Genomic DNA, 16,635 nt, shown 5'->3' with positions numbered 1-16,635 from the left:
CGGGAATCGTCACACCGGTGCACTCCTCGTCACCGCCGTTCACGCACAGCGTCAGGAGGGACCATGTCCTTCTTTGCCAGGGGGTCCTGGCCAACAGACCATCGCGACGAGATCGTCGCGGGCGCGCTCGTCGCGGCCGTCGTGGTGGTCCTCGGATACGCCTCGGGCATTGGCGCCCAGGCACCGACGACGATCGACACCGCGTCCCCGCCGGCGTCCGAGACATCTCCCCAACCGCATCAACCCACGGCCCGCTCCGCAACCGGACCTCCCGACACCGCCGTCGGGAATTACGGCTCCGGCGCGGCGGGCGGCTATTGGCCGGGCGGCAACGATGCCGGAATTCCCGTGGCGGGCGGCATGCCGTCCGGCGGCGGGGAAAGCGGTCACGGTCACGGTACGGGCGGATCGCACGGCGGATCGGGGGGCGGATCCACCACCGGCCCCTCGCCCTCCCCCACTCCGACCCCCACGCCCTCGGACAACTGCAACGAGGGTGAAGTCCACCTCGTACAGCCGCTGTTGAACGGCGTGGTCACTCCGGTCACCGGTCTGTTGGACGGGCTCCTGGCCCCGGCCTCCCCGAGTCCGTCGCCCTCCCCGTCCCCGTCGTCGTCGGCCGGCGCCCTCTCCTCGCTGTGCGTCGGTGTCGCCGCCTCGCCCTCGGTCGTCCCGGAGGTACTGCCGTGAGACGCCGCACCCCGTCCCTGCTCGCCCTGCTCCTGACCGCGCTCGCGGCCCTGCTGTTCGCGGCACCCCCCGCCTCGGCCCACACGGAGCTGAAGTCCTCCGCGCCGAAGGAGGGCGCCCGGCTCCCGCACACCCCCGCCACCGTACGGCTCACCTTCAGCGAGCCGGTCGAACCGGCCGACGTGCACATCAAGGCGGCCGGCACGCCGCTGGCCGTGTCCCGGGGCGACCACGGCAACGACACCATCGAGGTCACCGTCCCGAAGATCTCGGCGCAGGAGCAGAGCAAGGACCGGGGTGGTCTGACCCTGGTCTGGCAGGTACTCGACATGGAGGACGGGCATCTCACGTCCGGGACGCTCTCCTTCCGCCTCACCGCGAAGGCGGGCCACCCGGCCGAAGCAGCGGCGGTCCCGGAGCCGTCCGAGACGGTGCACTCCGCCTGGGTCGCCGTCCGCTGGGCCGGCTATCTGTCGCTCGCCCTGTTCGTCGGCGGTCTGGCGTTCCTCGCGCTGCTGTGGCCGCAGGGCGCGTGGGACCGTCGTACCCGCCGCGTCCTCACCCTCTCCTGGGCCGCAGGTCTCGCGGCGAGTCTGCTCGCGCCCGGACTCCAGGGCGCGTACGGAACGATGGGCACCCTCGGCGCCGTGTTCCGAGCCGGCACCTATACCGATCTGTTGAGCACCGAGGTCGGCGTCGTGGCCGCCTGCCGGGTGCTGATGTGGGTGCTCGCCGCCATCGCGCTGGCCGCCCTGCTGCAGGGCGGGGACCGGGCCGCGCGGTCGCCCGGCTGGCGCGTCGGCGCACTCGCCGTCGCCCTCGGACTGCTGCGGACGACGAGCATGACCGGCCACAACTCCGAGGGCACTCATCCCGGTTGGGGCGCGGTGGCCGACCTGGTCCATCTGCTCGGCGTCTCACTGTGGCTCGGCGGTCTGGCGGTGCTGCTGCTCGGGGTGCTGCCCCGGCGCCGCCCCGACGAGCTGTCGGCCGTCGTGACCGGCTACTCCACGCTGGCCGGGGTGTCGGTCGCGGCGATCGTGGCGGCGGGGGCGGTTTTGACCTGGCAGGTGGTCGGGTCCTTCGACGCCCTGTTCCACACCGGCTACGGGCGGCTCCTGCTGGTCAAACTCGCCGTACTGGCCGCCGTGTTGCTCATCGCCCAGCGCAGTCGCGGCTGGGTGCGCACCCGGCTTGACATCGCCGTACTGCTGCGCGGCGACCGCGCCACGGTGCGGCCCTTCGTCCACTCGGTCGCGGCCGAGACGGGGCTCGTCCTCGTCGTACTCGCCGCGACGAGTCTGCTGGTCACGTCCGCTCCCGGCCGCTGACCCGCACCCCTGTCCCACCCCTCTGCCCTCACCAGGGAACTCACAAGGGAGAAGCACCACCATGCACACAGAGGAAACCACCGCACCCGCGCCGCACCACCGGCGCTCCCGTGCGGGCAACCGGGTGCTGCTGGCCACCGGCCTCGGCGCCGGCCTCGCGGCCGTGGCCGGCCTCGGACTGCTCCAGGCGTCCGCCGGGGCCGCGGCCCCGCAGACCGCCACGCCGGCGGCCGAGGCGCAGTCGATGCCGGACATGAACCACTCGGCCACCAAGGCCGCGGCGGCCAAGTACACCATCGAGATCAAGAACTACAAGTTCGCCCAGCCCAAGCTGACCGTGAAGGTCGGCGACACCGTGAAGTGGATCAACGAGGACTCCGCTCCGCACACGGTCACCACCACCAGCGGCCCGGCCAAGTTCGACTCCGGGACCCTGCAGAAGGGCGACAGCTGGTCGTACACCTTCACCAAGGCCGGTACGTACCAGTACTACTGCGCGGTCCACCCGGACATGACGGCGTCGATCACCGTGGTCGCGGACAGCGGCGGCGGCTCGGGCGGCTCCACCGGGGGCTCGACCGGAGGCAGCACCGGCGGCTCGACCGGAGGATCCACCGGCGGCACGGGCGGTTCCACCGGCGGTGGCACGGGTGGCTCGACGGGCGGCAGCACCGGCGGCTCCACGGGCGGTTCGACGGGCGGGGGCAGCAGCTCCGGCGGTACCGGCGGCGGGGGCGACGGCGGCGACTGCGTCAGCGTCCAGCAGGTCCTGCTGCCGATCCTGCAGCACATCAACAAGGCGCACCTGGAGGAGTCCCCGGGCCAGCAGGTCCAGGACGCGCTCAAGCTCGACAGCTACCTCAAGATGCACACCGTCTGGCTGGAGTCCATCCTCACCCCCGCGGTGAACGGCACCGGCAGCGTCGCCGACGACACCCTCGGCGTGCTCCTGCAGCACATCGACAAGGCGCATCTGGAGGAGTCCCCGGGCCAGCAGCTCGCGGACATCCTCAACCCCGACGCCTACGTGAAGATGCACACGGTCTGGGCCGAGCACCTGCTCGCTCCCACCGAGAACTACGTCACCAACTCCTGCTGACCCCCTTTCAGCAGGACGCGGCGGGCCGGCCGAGTCGCAGTCGGCCGGCCCGCCGCTCGCTCCATTCTCCCCGCCCGTCACTCCGCTCGCCCATCGAGGTGCCGAGATGACCACCGAGACCCGCCCCACCGCCGTCCTGCCCCCGGCCCGCCCGGGCCCCGACTGGCTGCCCGACCCCGGCACCTACGGTGCCGCCCCGGACCGCTGCATCGTCGAACTGACCGCCCGTTTCGGTCCGTTGACCACCCTGCGCCGCCGGCTCACCGCCCTGGACGCGACCCTCACCGTGGCGCCCGACTCCGACGACTGCGTGCTGAGCCTGGAGGTGGCCGGCCGGCCGCTGGGCGGCAGGGTGCTCACCTTCGTCAGCACCAGCCTCACACCCACGGACGAGGCCACCCGGCTGCACGTCCCCGGCGAACTCGCCCTGGCCGGTGAACCGGCCCCGGCCCTCTTCGGCTTCCGTGTCGTGGAGCGCACCGCCGACCGCCTCCTGGTCCTCGGCACGCTCCGGCTGCCGTACCGCCCCCTGCGCCGTACGACCGGCCTCGCCCTGCCCCGCATCCGTCCCGCAGACCGCATCCGGCTGCTCGTAGCCGCGGAGTTCACATGCCCCGTCTGACCGCCCTCCTCGGCGCCCTCTTCCTGGCGGGCGCCGCCATCGTCCTGCCCGCGCCCGCGGTGCAGGCGGCCGCCGGCCACCAAGTCCTCATGTCCGGCTACGCGTTCTCGCCCCGCAGCCTGACCATCACCGCCGGGGACACGGTCACCTGGACCAACCAGGACCAGGCGCCCCATGACGTCGAGACCACCTCCGGCCCCGCCTCCGTCCACTCCCCGATGCTCAGCAAGGGCGGCAGCTGGAGCCACACGTTCACCACGCCGGGGACCTACGGCTACCTCTGCACCGTGCATCCGGGCATGACGGCCCAGCTCGTCGTGGAGGCGGCCGCCGCGCCCGCGCCCACCGTCCAGCAGCACCAGCACCCGACTGCCGCCGCACCCGCCACCCGGGCCGCCGGCGCGATGCCGTCGTCCATGCACATGGGCCACAGCGCCGAGGCCGCCGCCCCCGGCGCCGCCAAGAGCCCGTCCCCCTCCCCCACGGCCTCCGCCTCCGCCCCCGCGGCAGCGCAGCCCGCCGTGGACAACGCCGCCTCCGCCATCCGTCCCCTCAGCCCCCTCCTGCTCCTCACCGGCGTCGTGGCAGGCGTGGCCGTCCTGTGCCTGCTCCTGGTCGGCTCCCGCTCGGCCGCCGCCGCGTCCCGGAACGAGGAGGCGGGTACGGGCTGACCTCGCACCGGGCCCGGTCATGCCCGGCGCAGCACCACCAGCACGACCAGCAGCACGGTTGCGCCCGCGCTCGTCCCGTGGGCGACGACCGCCGTCAGCGGAAAGTGGCGCTCCGCGGTCCGTGCGCCCCGGGAGTGCCGTCCCGAGCTGGGCAGCCAGCGCAGCAGCATCATGAAGCCGAACGCGGCGACCACCAGCACCACGGCGCAGGCCGCCCAGGCCGTGCCACGGACCGCGCCCGCGAGATAGGCCGTCCAGCAGACCAGACCGGCGACGGCCAGCACCACATGCCCCACGACGAGCCACAGCGGCAGCCGCGTCACCCCCGGCGTGCGCTGCCGCAGGCCGCCGTGGCGGATCCACACCGAGGCCAGATAGCCGCCGAGCCCCGCGGTCAGCAGCCACGCGCACAGAACGAAGACAGTCACGCGCCCCAGCACAGCGCAGGGAACGAGCGCAGAACGGACATCCATTCACTGATTCACCCGTAGGCGTGAACAGTGGTGCGAACCCCTTGCCAGCCATTGATCTGCGGGGATTCCTCCGGAGGTCATCCGCCGGCCACCAAACCTGTCTTGTTCGTTTTCTTGAATCATTCGTGTTTGTGCGGGTAGCTTGGGTGCCATGACTTCACCCCAGACTCCGACCACCGCCGAGGAGCTGCGCGGTGCCGGCCTGCGGGTGACGGCCGCCCGCGTCGCGCTGCTCGAGACCGTCCGCGAGGGTGACCACCTCGGCGTCGAGGCGATCGCCTCGGGTGTGCGGGACCGTGTGGGCCACATATCCCTGCAAGCCGTGTACGAGGCGCTGCACGCCCTCACCACGGCCGGACTCGTACGTCGCATCGAGCCGCCGGGCAGCCCGGCCCGGTTCGAGGGCAGGGTCGGGGACAACCACCACCACCTGGTGTGCCGCTCGTGCGCCGCCGTCCTCGACGTCGACTGCGCGGTCGGTCATGCCCCCTGCCTCACCGCTTCGGACGACCGAGGCTTCGCGATCGACGAGGCCGAGGTCATCTACTGGGGCCTGTGCCCCGACTGTTCCACCGCTCGCACGGCCTGAGCACCAACCCCGGAAGGATTCCCATGTCTGAGAACAACGCCGCTGAAGCGAAGTGCCCGGTGGCGCACGATCGCGCTCTGCACCCGACCCAGGGCGGCGGAAACCGCCAGTGGTGGCCGGAGCGGCTCAACCTGAAGATCCTTGCCAAGAACCCTGCCGTGGCGAACCCCCTCGGTGAGGAGTTCGACTACGCCGAGGCGTTCAAGAGCCTCGACCTGCCGGCCGTGAAACAGGACATCGCCGCGATCCTGACGGACTCCAAGGACTGGTGGCCGGCCGACTTCGGGCACTACGGCCCGTTCATGATCCGTATGGCCTGGCACAGCGCGGGCACCTACCGCATCAGCGACGGCCGTGGCGGCGCCGGCGCCGGTCAGCAGCGCTTCGCCCCGCTGAACAGCTGGCCGGACAACGGCAACCTGGACAAGGCCCGCCGTCTGCTGTGGCCGGTGAAGAAGAAGTACGGCAAGAGCCTGTCCTGGGCCGACCTGATGATCCTCGCGGGCAATGTGGCGCTGGAGTCCATGGGCTTCAAGACCTTCGGCTTCGGCGGTGGCCGTGAGGACGTCTGGGAGTCGGAGGAGGACGTCTACTGGGGTCCGGAGAAGGTCTGGCTCGACGACCAGCGCTACACCGGCGACCGTGAGCTGGAGAGCCCGCTCGGCGCGGTCCAGATGGGTCTGATCTACGTCAACCCGGAGGGCCCGAACGGCAACCCGGACCCGATCGCCGCGGCCCGCGACATCCGTGAGACCTTCCGCCGCATGGCGATGGACGACGAGGAGACCGTCGCCCTCATCGCCGGTGGCCACACCTTCGGCAAGACCCACGGCGCGGGCCCGGCCGACCACGTCGGCGCCGACCCCGAGGCCGCGCCGATCGAGGCCCAGGGCCTCGGCTGGAAGAGCACCTACGGCTCCGGCAAGGCCGGCGACGCGATCACCTCCGGCCTGGAGGTCACCTGGACCGCCACGCCGACCCAGTGGAGCAACGGGTTCTTCAAGAACCTCTTCGAGTACGAGTACGAGCTCACCGAGAGCCCGGCCGGCGCGAAGCAGTGGGTCGCGAAGGACGCCGAGGCGATCATCCCCGACGCCCACGACGCGTCGAAGAAGAAGCTCCCGACGATGCTCACCACCGACCTCTCGCTGCGCTTCGACCCGATCTATGGCCCGATCTCGCGCCGCTTCTACGAGAACCCGGAGGAGTTCGCTGACGCCTTCGCCCGCGCCTGGTACAAGCTGACGCACCGTGACATGGGCCCGAAGTCCCTGTACCTCGGCCCGGAGGTCCCGGAGGAGACCCTGCTGTGGCAGGACCCGCTGCCGGAGGCCGAGGGTGAGCCCATCGACGCCGCCGATGTCGCGGCGCTCAAGGCCAAGCTGCTGGAGTCGGGTCTGTCCGTGGCCCAGCTGGTGTCCACGGCGTGGGCGTCGGCCTCGACGTACCGCAACAGCGACAAGCGCGGCGGTGCCAACGGCGCCCGTATCCGCCTGCAGCCGCAGGCCGGCTGGGAGGTCAACGAGCCCGACCAGCTGGCTCAGGTGCTGCGTGTCCTCGAGGGCATCCAGGCCGAGTTCAACACCGGTGCCAAGAAGGTCTCCCTGGCCGACCTGATCGTCCTCGGTGGCGCCGCCGCCGTGGAGAAGGCCGCCAAGGACGCCGGTCACGACATCGAGGTGCCCTTCACCCCGGGCCGGGTGGACGCCACGGAGGAGCACACCGACGCGGAGTCCTTCGCCGCGCTCGAGCCCACCGCCGACGGCTTCCGCAACTACCTGGGCAAGGGCAACCGCCTGCCGGCCGAGTACCTGCTGCTCGACAAGGCCAACCTGCTGGGCCTGAGCGCCCCCGAGCTGACCGTCCTCGTCGGCGGTCTGCGCGTCCTCGGCGCCAACTACCAGCAGACCGCGCACGGCGTCTTCACCGACACCCCCGGCAAGCTGACGAACGACTTCTTCGTCAACCTGCTCGACCTGGGCCACACGTGGTCGCCGGTCTCCGAGGACCAGACGGTCTTCGAGTGCCGTGACGACGCGACCGGCGAGGTCAAGTGGACCGGCACCCGTGCCGACCTGGTCTTCGGCTCGAACTCCGAGCTCCGCGCGCTCGCCGAGGTCTACGCGGCCGACGACGCGAAGGAGAAGTTCGTGAACGACTTCGTCGCGGCGTGGGTCAAGGTGTCGAACGCGGACCGCTTCGACATCGCCTGATCCGCACGGTCACCGGCTCGGTCACCGAGCAGGGCCACTGACGTCCGGGCCGTCCCGCAGGGGGCGGCCCGGACGTCGCCGTTTACGGCCGCACGCCCGCCGTCAGGTGCAGCGCCGCCGGACGGTCGAGGGGTCTCCGGTGTCCAGGGTGCTGGGGGCGCTGCGCAGGGCAGTGCAGGCGGCGGCCGGCCTCATCCGGATGAGGCCGGCCGCCGGCGCGGTGCTCGGGCGGGTTCAGCGCTGCAGGGTCAGGACGCCCGGCCGCCAGGGCAGTTGGTCGTAGGGGCCGCTCGCGGTGGGGGACTTGCCCTGGTAGAGGAACTGGAGGTTGCAGGGGTCGATGGTCATGGTCTGGTCGGGGTTGTTGCGGACCAGGTCGCCGTGGCTGATGTCGTTGGTCCAGCCGGCCCCGCTGTTGGCCTTGCCCGCGAAGGGGTTGGACTCGGTGGCGGCCTGCGGGGTCCACGAACCGCTCAGGCTGGAGGCCGTGAAAGAGCGGAAGTAGCGCTGCTCGTTCGCACCGCGGGCCTCGACGATCATGAGGTACTGGTTCTGGCCCTGGACCTTGTAGACCTGCGGAGCCTCGAACAGGTTCTTCACCGTGTCGCTCATGACCGTCGTGTACGACGAGCCGAAGTTGCCCGGGAAGTTCCCGATCGGCATGCTCGCCCGGTAGATCTTGCCGTTGTCACCGGCGAAGAACAGGTACATGTTCTGGCCGTCGGCGATCAGGGTCTGGTCGATCGGTGCGGCGCCCGGGATGCTGCCGGTGAACAGCGGCTGCGGCGCGGACCAGCCGTTGGGGTTGGTGGGGTCGCTCGATGTGCGGTAGATGAAGGGCCACGCGCCCCACTGGTAGGCCAGCACCCAGATGTTCTTGGGCGCGAAGTAGAACAGCGTGGGAGCCACCGCGGCCTGGCTCATCCCGGTCTGGCGGGCCGACCCCATGTCGGACCAGTTGGTGAAGGGGCTGAACGCCATCGAGCCGTATGACGATCCCGACACGTTCGACGCGTAGACCAGGTGCTTGCCGTTGTACGTCACGGTGGTGAAGTCCTTCAGCGAGACCCACCCGTTCGCCGGCTGCGCCAGCGCACCGGTCGACGTCCACCGGTACGTCGACGGAAGAGCACACGTGCCGTTCGGCGGGGTCGTCGTCCCGGACAGGCCGGTCCACTTCTGGTTGCTGCCGCCGTTGCACGTCGAGATCTGCACCGCCGTGCCGTTGGCCGTGCCCGAGCCCGCGGCCTCCAGGCACAGCCCGGACTCCACGCCGACGACCGTGCCGTCGGCGTTCACCCGCCACTGCTGGTTCGCCCCGCCGGAACAGGTCCAGATCTGCACCCGGGTACCGGCCGTGGTGGCATGGCCCGGAACATCCAGGCACTTGCTGCCGTACACGGTGAGCTGGTTGCCGTCCGTCGACGTCCACTGCTGGTTGGTCCCACCCCAGCAGTCGTAGAGCTGCACAGACGTGCCGTCGGTCTGACTGGCCCCCGGCACGTCGAGACACCGGCCGGAACCGACACCACGCAGGGCGCCGCTGGAGGCCGCCTGAGCCGGGCCGGCGACGAGCATCGCTGCCAGCGCGGACAGGGCCGCGATCACGGCGGCGAGCGCCATGGACCGATGCCTGCGACTGAACCTCATTCTGCGCATGGACACTTCCTCAGACTCGGGAGCGTTCGATGTTTGTCGGGTTCATGACATATACGACGAGGAGACGTCGGAATGTTCGCTAGGTCGAACAAGGACCGAAGGGTCGAGCAACCCGAATGATAGAGAGCCGTTGAACGGCGTCAATACCTCTCGCATGTATCGCCATGACCGTCGAAATCTTTCGAGCTGCAATGCGCCGGACGGTCCACGCCGAGTCGACTTTTACGCGTGACGCAGGGAATTCCCATGCCACCCGTCATGCAATCGCTGGAGGCCATTGCGGCGACGGGATGATCACCCCGATTCCGAATGTTTCGGAAGTCAATCGGAAATTTCTTCTGCGAAGACTATTGACGATCCACGGTCAACCCGCCAATCATCCCTGACTGGGCGATGCGTGCCGCACGGCACGTCACCCCTTCCGTTCCGGTGAGGTGCGCACGACGTGGGCGGAGACGCAGTCCCCTGCGCTCCCCCTGCACTTCAGTCCATCCGTGATCTCAACCCCCGGAGGAACAGTCATGGGCTCGTACGCCCTTCCCAGATCCGTCATCCACCGGAAGACCCCCGGCCTGCTCCTGGCCCTGGTCGTCGGCGTCCTCGGTCTGGTCACCGCACTGGTCGCGCCGCCGAAGGCCCACGCCGCCGGCAACACGCTGGGCGCCGCGGCGGCACAGAGCGGCCGCTACTTCGGCACCGCCATCGCCTCGGGCAGGCTGGGCGACTCGGCCTACACGACCATCGCGAACCGCGAGTTCAACATGGTGACGCCCGAGAACGAGATGAAGATCGACGCCACCGAGCCGCAGCGGGGCCAGTTCAACTTCACCGCCGGCGACCGGGTCTACAACTGGGCCGTGCAGAACGGCAAGAAGGTGCGCGGCCACACGCTCGCCTGGCACTCCCAGCAGCCCGGCTGGATGCAGAGCCTCAGCGGCAGCTCACTGCGCCAGGCGATGATCGACCACATCAACGGCGTGATGGCCCACTACAAGGGCAAGATCGCCCAGTGGGACGTCGTCAACGAGGCCTTCGCGGACGACGGTTCGGGCGGCCGCCGGGACTCCAACCTCCAGCGCACCGGCAACGACTGGATCGAGGTCGCCTTCCGCACCGCTCGGGCCGCCGACCCTGCGGCCAAGCTCTGCTACAACGACTACAACATCGAGAACTGGACCTGGGCCAAGACCCAGGGCGTGTACAACATGGTCCGCGACTTCAAGCAGCGCGGTGTGCCGATCGACTGCGTCGGGTTCCAGTCGCACTTCAACAGCGGCAGCCCCTACAACAGCAACTTCCGCACCACACTGCAGAATTTCGCCGCTCTCGGCGTCGACGTGGCCATCACCGAACTCGACATCCAGGGCGCCTCGTCCGCAACCTACGCCAACGTGACCAACGACTGCCTGGCCGTCTCGCGCTGCCTCGGCATCACCGTCTGGGGCGTGCGCGACAGCGACTCCTGGCGCTCGGGGGACACGCCGCTGCTGTTCAACGGCGACGGCAGCAAGAAGCCCGCCTACACCGCGGTCCTCAACGCGCTCAACGGTGGCTCCACCACCACGCCTCCCCCCACGGGAGGCGGACAGATCAAGGGCGTCGGCTCGGGCCGCTGCCTGGACGTGCCCAACGCCAGTACCACCGACGGCACCCAGGTCCAGCTGTGGGACTGCAACAGCGCCACCAACCAGCAGTGGACGCTCACCGACGCCGGTGAACTCAGGGTCTACGGCAACAAGTGCCTGGACGCCGCCGGCACGGGCAACGGCACCAAGGTGCAGATCTACAGCTGCTGGGGCGGCGACAACCAGAAGTGGCGCCTGGGCTCCGACGGTTCCATCGTCGGCGTCCAGTCCGGACTGTGCCTCGACGCCGTCGGAGCCGGCACCGCCAACGGAACCCTGATCCAGCTCTACTCCTGCTCGAACGGCACCAACCAGCACTGGACCCGCACCTGAGGGTGCGTCACGCCCGGGGACCGGGGTCGCCGCCGTGAAGGCGGCGGCCCTCGCTGCGGACCGGCAGGTCAGGCGCCCTTCGCCACCGGCTCCAGAATCGCCACGCACTCCAAGTGATGCGTCATCGGGAACAGGTCGAACGCCCGCAGCGTCCGCACCCGGTAGCCGCCGTCCCGGAAGTACGCCAGGTCCCGCGCCAGCGCCGCCGGGTCGCAAGCCACGTATGCGATGCGGCGGGCGCCCAGGGACGACAGGTGGGCCACCGTCTGACGGCCGGCACCCGAGCGTGGGGGGTCCAGGACGATGAGGTCGACCTCGGTGATTCCGGTGCGCGGCAGTACCGCTTCGACCTTGCCCTGTTCGATCCGCACCCGCTCGAAGTCGGCGAGGTTGTGCCGGGCGTCCTCGACGGCCCGCTTGCCCGACTCGATGCCGAGGACCGCGCCCTTGTCGCCGAGCCGGTCGGCCAGGGCGCCCGCGAACAGGCCCACGCCGCAGTACAGGTCGAGTGCCATCTCGCCCTTGCGCGGCAGCAGGCCCTGCATGACCGCGGTCACCAGCGTGTCGGCGGCCTTCGGGTGGACCTGCCAGAAGCCGCCGCTGCCGACCCGGTGCGTACGGCCGTCCGCGCGCTCCCGGACGAAGGGGCGGCCGTGGACGCGGTGCACCCCGCCGTCCTTCTCCTCCACCCGCATGACGGACACCGGCTTGTCCAGCTCGACGATCGGCAGCCGGGCGCCCGGCTTCGGCGTGAGGATCACCTGCCGGTCCTGCGACCCCGTCGCAGCGATGGCGTCGATCGACGCCATGCCCGCCCAGTCACGCTTCTCGATGCCCAGCTCGCTGACGCCCTCGGCCGCGATCATGCAGTGGTCGATCGCCTCGACCTCGTGCGAGCGGTGCCGGCGCAGACCGGCACGGCCCTCGGCGTCCACCGCGTACTGCACCCGCGTCCGCCAGGCAGGCACCTCGCCCGCGGGCAGCTTGTCGCCCTCGGCCGGCATCACCGTGCCGTCCCAGCCGGCCTCCTCGGGCGTCAGACCCGCGAGCCGCTGCAGCTGCTCGGCGAGCACCTCGCCCTTCAGCCGCCGCTGTGCCCCCGGCTTGGCGTGCTGCCAGTCGCAGCCGCCGCAGCGGCCGGGGCCGGCGTAGGGGCAGGGCGCCTCGATGCGGTCCTTGGAGGCCGTAAGGACCTGGACGGCGTCCGCGCGCAGGAACCGGGCCCCCTCCTCGCCCTCCGTGACCCTCGCCACGACCCGCTCACCGGGCAGCGTGTGCCGGACGAACAGCACCTGGCCCTCGGCGGTACGGGCGATGCAGTGCCCGCCGTGGGCGACGGGGCCGATCTCGACCTCGTACTCCTCCCCGACCAGCGACTTCTTCGGTTCTGCCTGCATGGCGGGGTGACTCCACAACATCGAAAGGGAAACGGCCGGACAACAGCCCACCAGTCTACGTGGGTGTCGTCCGGCCGTTGACCGACGTGGGTCAGCCCTGGGAGCCCGAGGGCTCCTTCGGCCGGCCCTCCTGGGCCGGACCGCGCCGCACCGAGCCCGGCGCGTTCCACTCCTGCCGCTTGCGGGCCCTGCTCTTCGCCGCCTCCGAGGACTGCAGCTGGTAGGGCACGGACGTCACCATGATGCCCGGCGTGAACAGCAGCCGGCCCTTGAGCCTGAGAGCGCTCTGGTTGTGCAGCAGATGCTCGTACCAGTGGCCGACCACGTACTCGGGGATGATCACGGACACCGCGTCCCGCGGCGACTCCTTGCGCAGGCCCCTGACGTACTCGATGATCGGCCGCGTGATCTCGCGGTACGGCGAGTCGAGCACCTTCAGCGGGACGTCGATGCCGCGCCGCTCCCACTCCTCCTTCAGCGCCTTGGTCTCCGCCGCGTCGACGTTGACGGTGAGCGCCTCCAGGCTGTCCGAGCGCATCAGCTTGGCGTAGGCGAGGGCGCGCAGCGTGGGGCGGTGGATCTTCGAGATCAGGACGACCGAGTGGACGCGGGAGGGCCGTACGCTGTCGTCGCTCGGGCCCTCGGGCGCCGCGATCTCCGCGGCCACGCCGTCGTAGTGCTTACGGATCGCGGTCATCGTCGCGTAGAAGATCACCATGCCGAGCAGGGCGACCCAGGCGCCGTGCGTGAACTTGGTGACCAGGACCACGACCAGCACCAGGCCGGTGAAGAAGGCGCCGAAGGCGTTGATCGCGCGGGAGCGCATCATGTGGCGGCGCGTGGCGACGTCCTTCTCGACGGCCAGATGGCGGTTCCAGTGCCGGACCATGCCGGTCTGGCTGAGCGTGAAGGACACGAACACGCCGACGATGTACAGCTGGATCAGCCGGGTCGAGTCGGCGCCGTAGATCACGGTCAGCAGGGTGGCCGCGCCCGCGAGGAGCACGATGCCGTTCGAGAACGCCAGGCGGTCGCCGCGGGTGTGCAGCTGGCGGGGCAGATAGCGGTCCTGGGCGAGGATCGAGCCGAGCACCGGGAAGCCGTTGTAGGCGGTGTTGGCGGCCAGGAACAGGACCAGGGCGGTGGCCGCGGCGAGCACCACGAACAGGAAGCTGCCCTTGCCGAAGACGGCCTCGGCCACCTGGGTGATCACCGGGTTCTGCACATAGCCGGAGCCGATCGCCACGCCGTGCTTGAGCAGGTCGGTGGCCGGGTTCTCGGCCATGCGGACCTTGGTCGTCAGGGCGAGGACGATGATCCCGCAGAACATGGTGACGGCGAGCAGACCCATCGCGGCCAGCGTGGTCGCCGCGTTCTTCGACTTGGGCTTGCGGAAGGCCGGCACACCGTTGGAGATCGCCTCGACACCGGTGAGCGCGGCACAGCCGGAGGAGAAGGCCCGCAGCATCAGGAAGACCAGCGCGAAACCGGCCAGTCCCTGGTGCTCGGCCTTGATCGTGTAGCCCGCCGTCGGCGCCCGCATGGTGTCGTTGAGCACCAGCCCGCGGAACGCACCCCACGCGATCATGATGAACACGCCGCCGACGAACACATACGTCGGAATCGCGAAGAGCTTGCCGGACTCCTTCACGCCGCGCAGGTTCATCAACGTCAGCAGCACGATCACGGAGACGGCGCACAGCACCTTGTGCTCGACCACGAACGGGATCGCGGAGCCGAGGTTCTCGATGCCGGACGCGATCGACACGGCGACGGTGAGGACGTAGTCGACGAGCAGGGCGCTGGCCACGGTCAGGCCCGCCTTGGCGCCCAGGTTGGTGGTCGCGACCTCGTAGTCGCCGCCGCCGCTGGGGTAGGCATGCACGTTCTGCCGGTAGGACGCGACCACGGTGAACATCAGCACGACGACCGCGAGGGCGATCCAGGGGCTGAAGTGGTACGCCGACACGCCCGCGATGGACAGGACCAGCAGCACCTCTCCCGGGGCGTAGGCCACGGAGGACAGCGGGTCGGAGGCGAAGACGGGGAGGGCGATGCGCTTCGGCAGGAGCGTTTCGCCCAGCCGGTCACTGCGCAGTGCGCGCCCGATCAGGATCCGTTTGGGCACGTCGGTCAGTTTGGACACAACAGGTAATCGTAGGCGTTCGAACGGGCACCCAACCACCCTCCCCCACCCATCTGCCCTCCGAGTGAAAACAAAGGGGGCTCCGGCGACGGATTCCGCAGGTCGTCACGCCCTCATGCCTATATGACAATCTCCGCCCCAGTTGCCGCCCCTTGGAGGTTCCATGCATGCCACCGCAGAGCTGATCGGCGCCGCGGCGGCCCTCGTCGGCCTCGGAATCCTGACTCTTGCCAGCGTCCGCAGCATCAGCCGTCGCTGAGGTCACACGCGGCACGGCAACCGTGCACAGGGGTGCCGACGTCCTACGCGCGTGTGTAGCTTGGGCGTCTGTCTGAGACCCTGATGTGGCTGAGCAGTAACTCTTGACACCGGAAGGACGGTCGTGCACATCGTCATCATGGGCTGCGGAAGAGTGGGTTCCGCGCTGGCCCAGACCCTGGAGCAACAGGGGCACACGGTCGCAGTGATCGACCAGGACCCCACGGCCTTCCGCCGCCTCGGGCCGGGATTCGGCGGCCGTCGGGTCACCGGGATCGGCTTCGACCAGGACACCCTGCGCGAGGCCGGCATCGAGGAGGCCGGTGCCTTCGCCGCCGTGTCCAGCGGAGACAACTCGAACATCATCTCCGCGCGGGTGGCCCGCGAGATGTTCGGCGTGGAGAACGTCGCAGCCCGTATCTACGACCCGCGTCGTGCCGAGGTCTACCAGCGCCTCGGCATCCCCACCGTCGCCACGGTCCGCTGGACGGCCGACCAGATGCTGCGCCGTCTGCTGCCCTCGGGCGCCGAGCCGCTCTGGCGCGACCCCACCGGCGGTGTCCAGCTGGCCGAGGTGCATGCCTCCGCCGCCTGGGTCGGCCACAAGATCAGCAAGTTGCAGGAGGAGACGGGCGTCCGCGTGGCGTTCCTGACCCGGCTCGGTGAGGCGATCCTGCCCAGCTCGCAGACGGTGCTGCAGGAGGGCGACCTGGTGCACGTGATGATGCGCACCGACGAGGTCGACAAGGTCGAGGCGTCCTTCGCCAAGGGTCCCGAAGAGGAGGGCGGTCACTGATGAGGGTCGCCATTGCCGGTGCCGGCGCGGTCGGCCGCTCGATCGCGGGCGAGCTGCTGGAGAACGGCCACGAGGTCCTGCTCGTCGACAAGGCGCCGACCGCCATCTCGGTCGAGCGCGTCCCGCAGGCGGAGTGGCTGCTGGCCGACGCCTGCGAGATCACTTCGCTGGACGAGGCGGCGCTCCAGCGCTGCAACGTGGTGATCGCCGCGACGGGCGACGACAAGGTGAACCTGGTCGTCTCGCTCCTCGCGAAGACGGAGTACGGCGTCCCGCGTGTCGTGGCGCGCGTCAACAACCCCAAGAACGAGTGGCTCTTCAACGAGTCCTGGGGCGTCGACGTGGCGGTCTCGACCCCCCGTCTGATGTCGGCCCTGGTCGAGGAAGCGGTCTCGGTCGGCGACCTGGTACGCCTCCTGCGCTTCAGCCACGGCGACGCGAACCTGGTGGAGCTGACGCTGCCGGAGGAGTCGGCCCTGGCCGGCACCCAGGTCGGCGACGTGGAGTGGCCCGAGGACACCTCTCTGGTCACCATCATCCGCGGCACCCGAGTCCTCACCCCGTCCCGCGACGACTCCCTGGAGCCGGGCGACGAACTCCTGTTCGTCGCCGCCCAGGCCCGGGAGGAACAGCTGGAGGACCTGCTCTCGGTACGGCGCGAGGACACGGCGAGCTGACGAAGGGCGCCCCTGAAAGCGGGGGCGCCCTGTCATTTCAGCCCGTCCGGCGTTTG

General features: G+C 70.2%; 14 protein-coding genes. 10 read left to right on the top strand and 4 right to left on the bottom strand.

Features of this window, described 5'->3' with window-relative positions; all coding sequences use genetic code 11:
* Nucleotides 1–63: 63 nt before the first annotated feature.
* The 5 genes from ABD355_RS19755 to ABD355_RS19735 all read left to right on the top strand — a co-directional run bounded on the left by ABD355_RS19755 (nt 64) and on the right by ABD355_RS19735 (nt 4,413).
* Nucleotides 64–690: a hypothetical protein gene (locus ABD355_RS19755; RefSeq protein WP_344401789.1), complete on the top strand. Its 627-nt coding sequence runs from the start codon at nt 64–66 to the stop codon at nt 688–690.
* The gene (locus ABD355_RS19750) at nt 687–2,021 is read left to right on the top strand and encodes a copper resistance CopC/CopD family protein (protein ID WP_344401788.1); all 1,335 of its coding nucleotides are present in this window, start codon (nt 687–689) and stop codon (nt 2,019–2,021) included. Before ABD355_RS19755 ends, ABD355_RS19750 begins: the two co-directional genes overlap by 4 nt.
* A 61-nt stretch (nt 2,022–2,082) precedes the next feature.
* Nucleotides 2,083–3,120 (top strand): cupredoxin domain-containing protein, encoded by a 1,038-nt coding sequence (locus ABD355_RS19745; RefSeq protein ID WP_344401787.1) that lies wholly within the window; start codon nt 2,083–2,085, stop codon nt 3,118–3,120.
* Between the two features lie 106 nt (nt 3,121–3,226).
* Nucleotides 3,227–3,742 carry a hypothetical protein gene (locus ABD355_RS19740; RefSeq protein ID WP_344401786.1) on the top strand — a complete coding sequence of 172 codons (516 nt, stop codon included), beginning with the start codon at nt 3,227–3,229 and terminating at the stop codon, nt 3,740–3,742.
* On the top strand, nt 3,730–4,413 hold the full coding sequence (locus ABD355_RS19735; RefSeq protein WP_344401785.1) for a cupredoxin domain-containing protein: 684 nt from the start codon (nt 3,730–3,732) through the stop codon (nt 4,411–4,413). Before ABD355_RS19740 ends, ABD355_RS19735 begins: the two co-directional genes overlap by 13 nt.
* A 17-nt stretch (nt 4,414–4,430) precedes the next feature.
* On the opposite strand, the gene ABD355_RS19730 is transcribed toward ABD355_RS19735, so the two are convergent.
* Entirely contained in the window at nt 4,431–4,841 is a 411-nt protein-coding gene (locus ABD355_RS19730) for a hypothetical protein (protein ID WP_344401784.1), read from the bottom strand.
* 196 nt (nt 4,842–5,037) lie between these two features.
* Between ABD355_RS19730 and ABD355_RS19725 the strand changes: the two genes are divergently transcribed.
* Both ABD355_RS19725 and katG read left to right on the top strand, forming a co-directional pair.
* Nucleotides 5,038–5,475, top strand: a complete 438-nt coding sequence (locus ABD355_RS19725; protein ID WP_099931868.1) for a transcriptional repressor — start codon at nt 5,038–5,040, stop codon at nt 5,473–5,475.
* A gap of 23 nt (nt 5,476–5,498) precedes the next feature.
* On the top strand, nt 5,499–7,688 hold the full coding sequence (katG, locus tag ABD355_RS19720) for a catalase/peroxidase HPI (RefSeq protein WP_344401783.1): 2,190 nt from the start codon (nt 5,499–5,501) through the stop codon (nt 7,686–7,688).
* A gap of 234 nt (nt 7,689–7,922) precedes the next feature.
* Here the strand turns inward: katG and ABD355_RS19715 are convergent, their stop codons facing one another.
* The gene (locus ABD355_RS19715; RefSeq protein ID WP_344401782.1) at nt 7,923–9,347 is read right to left on the bottom strand and encodes a non-reducing end alpha-L-arabinofuranosidase family hydrolase; all 1,425 of its coding nucleotides are present in this window, start codon (nt 9,345–9,347) and stop codon (nt 7,923–7,925) included.
* Nucleotides 9,348–9,868: 521 nt separating this feature from the next.
* Here ABD355_RS19715 and ABD355_RS19710 point away from each other — a divergent pair.
* Nucleotides 9,869–11,305 (top strand): endo-1,4-beta-xylanase, encoded by a 1,437-nt coding sequence (locus tag ABD355_RS19710; RefSeq protein WP_344401781.1) that lies wholly within the window; start codon nt 9,869–9,871, stop codon nt 11,303–11,305.
* A 68-nt stretch (nt 11,306–11,373) separates the two neighbouring features.
* Here ABD355_RS19710 and ABD355_RS19705 read toward each other — a convergent pair whose 3' ends face one another.
* Both ABD355_RS19705 and ABD355_RS19700 read right to left on the bottom strand, forming a co-directional pair.
* The gene (locus ABD355_RS19705) at nt 11,374–12,702 is read right to left on the bottom strand and encodes a class I SAM-dependent RNA methyltransferase (RefSeq protein ID WP_344401780.1); all 1,329 of its coding nucleotides are present in this window, start codon (nt 12,700–12,702) and stop codon (nt 11,374–11,376) included.
* Nucleotides 12,703–12,793: 91 nt separating this feature from the next.
* Nucleotides 12,794–14,848, bottom strand: a complete 2,055-nt coding sequence (locus tag ABD355_RS19700; RefSeq protein WP_344401779.1) for an APC family permease — start codon at nt 14,846–14,848, stop codon at nt 12,794–12,796.
* Between the two features lie 382 nt (nt 14,849–15,230).
* On the opposite strand from ABD355_RS19700, the gene ABD355_RS19695 reads away from it, so the two are divergent.
* Both ABD355_RS19695 and ABD355_RS19690 read left to right on the top strand, forming a co-directional pair.
* Nucleotides 15,231–15,902: a potassium channel family protein gene (locus ABD355_RS19695; protein ID WP_030939613.1), complete on the top strand. Its 672-nt coding sequence runs from the start codon at nt 15,231–15,233 to the stop codon at nt 15,900–15,902.
* Nucleotides 15,902–16,579 (top strand): potassium channel family protein, encoded by a 678-nt coding sequence (locus tag ABD355_RS19690; protein WP_099931848.1) that lies wholly within the window; start codon nt 15,902–15,904, stop codon nt 16,577–16,579. Before ABD355_RS19695 ends, ABD355_RS19690 begins: the two co-directional genes overlap by 1 nt.
* The last annotated feature ends 56 nt before the right edge of the window (nt 16,580–16,635 follow it).

It is taken from the genome of Streptomyces longisporus, from assembly GCF_039532765.1.
GTDB classification, from domain to species: Bacteria; Actinomycetota; Actinomycetes; order Streptomycetales; family Streptomycetaceae; genus Streptomyces; species Streptomyces longisporus.
Note: the sequence above shows the minus strand (reverse complement) of the source record. Positions and strands in the feature narration are given on the sequence as shown.

Excerpts from the sequence above, each read along its gene's own strand:
- katG (WP_344401783.1), top strand. The coding sequence starts at position 5,499 with ATGTCTGAGAACAACGCCGCTGAAGCGAAGTGCCCGGTGGCGCACGAT.
- ABD355_RS19705 (WP_344401780.1), bottom strand. The coding sequence starts at position 12,702 with ATGCAGGCAGAACCGAAGAAGTCGCTGGTCGGGGAGGAGTACGAGGTC.
- ABD355_RS19755 (WP_344401789.1), top strand. The coding sequence starts at position 64 with ATGTCCTTCTTTGCCAGGGGGTCCTGGCCAACAGACCATCGCGACGAG.
- ABD355_RS19710 (WP_344401781.1), top strand. The coding sequence starts at position 9,869 with ATGGGCTCGTACGCCCTTCCCAGATCCGTCATCCACCGGAAGACCCCC.
- ABD355_RS19690 (WP_099931848.1), top strand. The coding sequence starts at position 15,902 with ATGAGGGTCGCCATTGCCGGTGCCGGCGCGGTCGGCCGCTCGATCGCG.
- ABD355_RS19715 (WP_344401782.1), bottom strand. The coding sequence starts at position 9,347 with ATGCGCAGAATGAGGTTCAGTCGCAGGCATCGGTCCATGGCGCTCGCC.
- ABD355_RS19740 (WP_344401786.1), top strand. The coding sequence starts at position 3,227 with ATGACCACCGAGACCCGCCCCACCGCCGTCCTGCCCCCGGCCCGCCCG.
- ABD355_RS19745 (WP_344401787.1), top strand. The coding sequence starts at position 2,083 with ATGCACACAGAGGAAACCACCGCACCCGCGCCGCACCACCGGCGCTCC.
- ABD355_RS19725 (WP_099931868.1), top strand. The coding sequence starts at position 5,038 with ATGACTTCACCCCAGACTCCGACCACCGCCGAGGAGCTGCGCGGTGCC.
- ABD355_RS19735 (WP_344401785.1), top strand. The coding sequence starts at position 3,730 with ATGCCCCGTCTGACCGCCCTCCTCGGCGCCCTCTTCCTGGCGGGCGCC.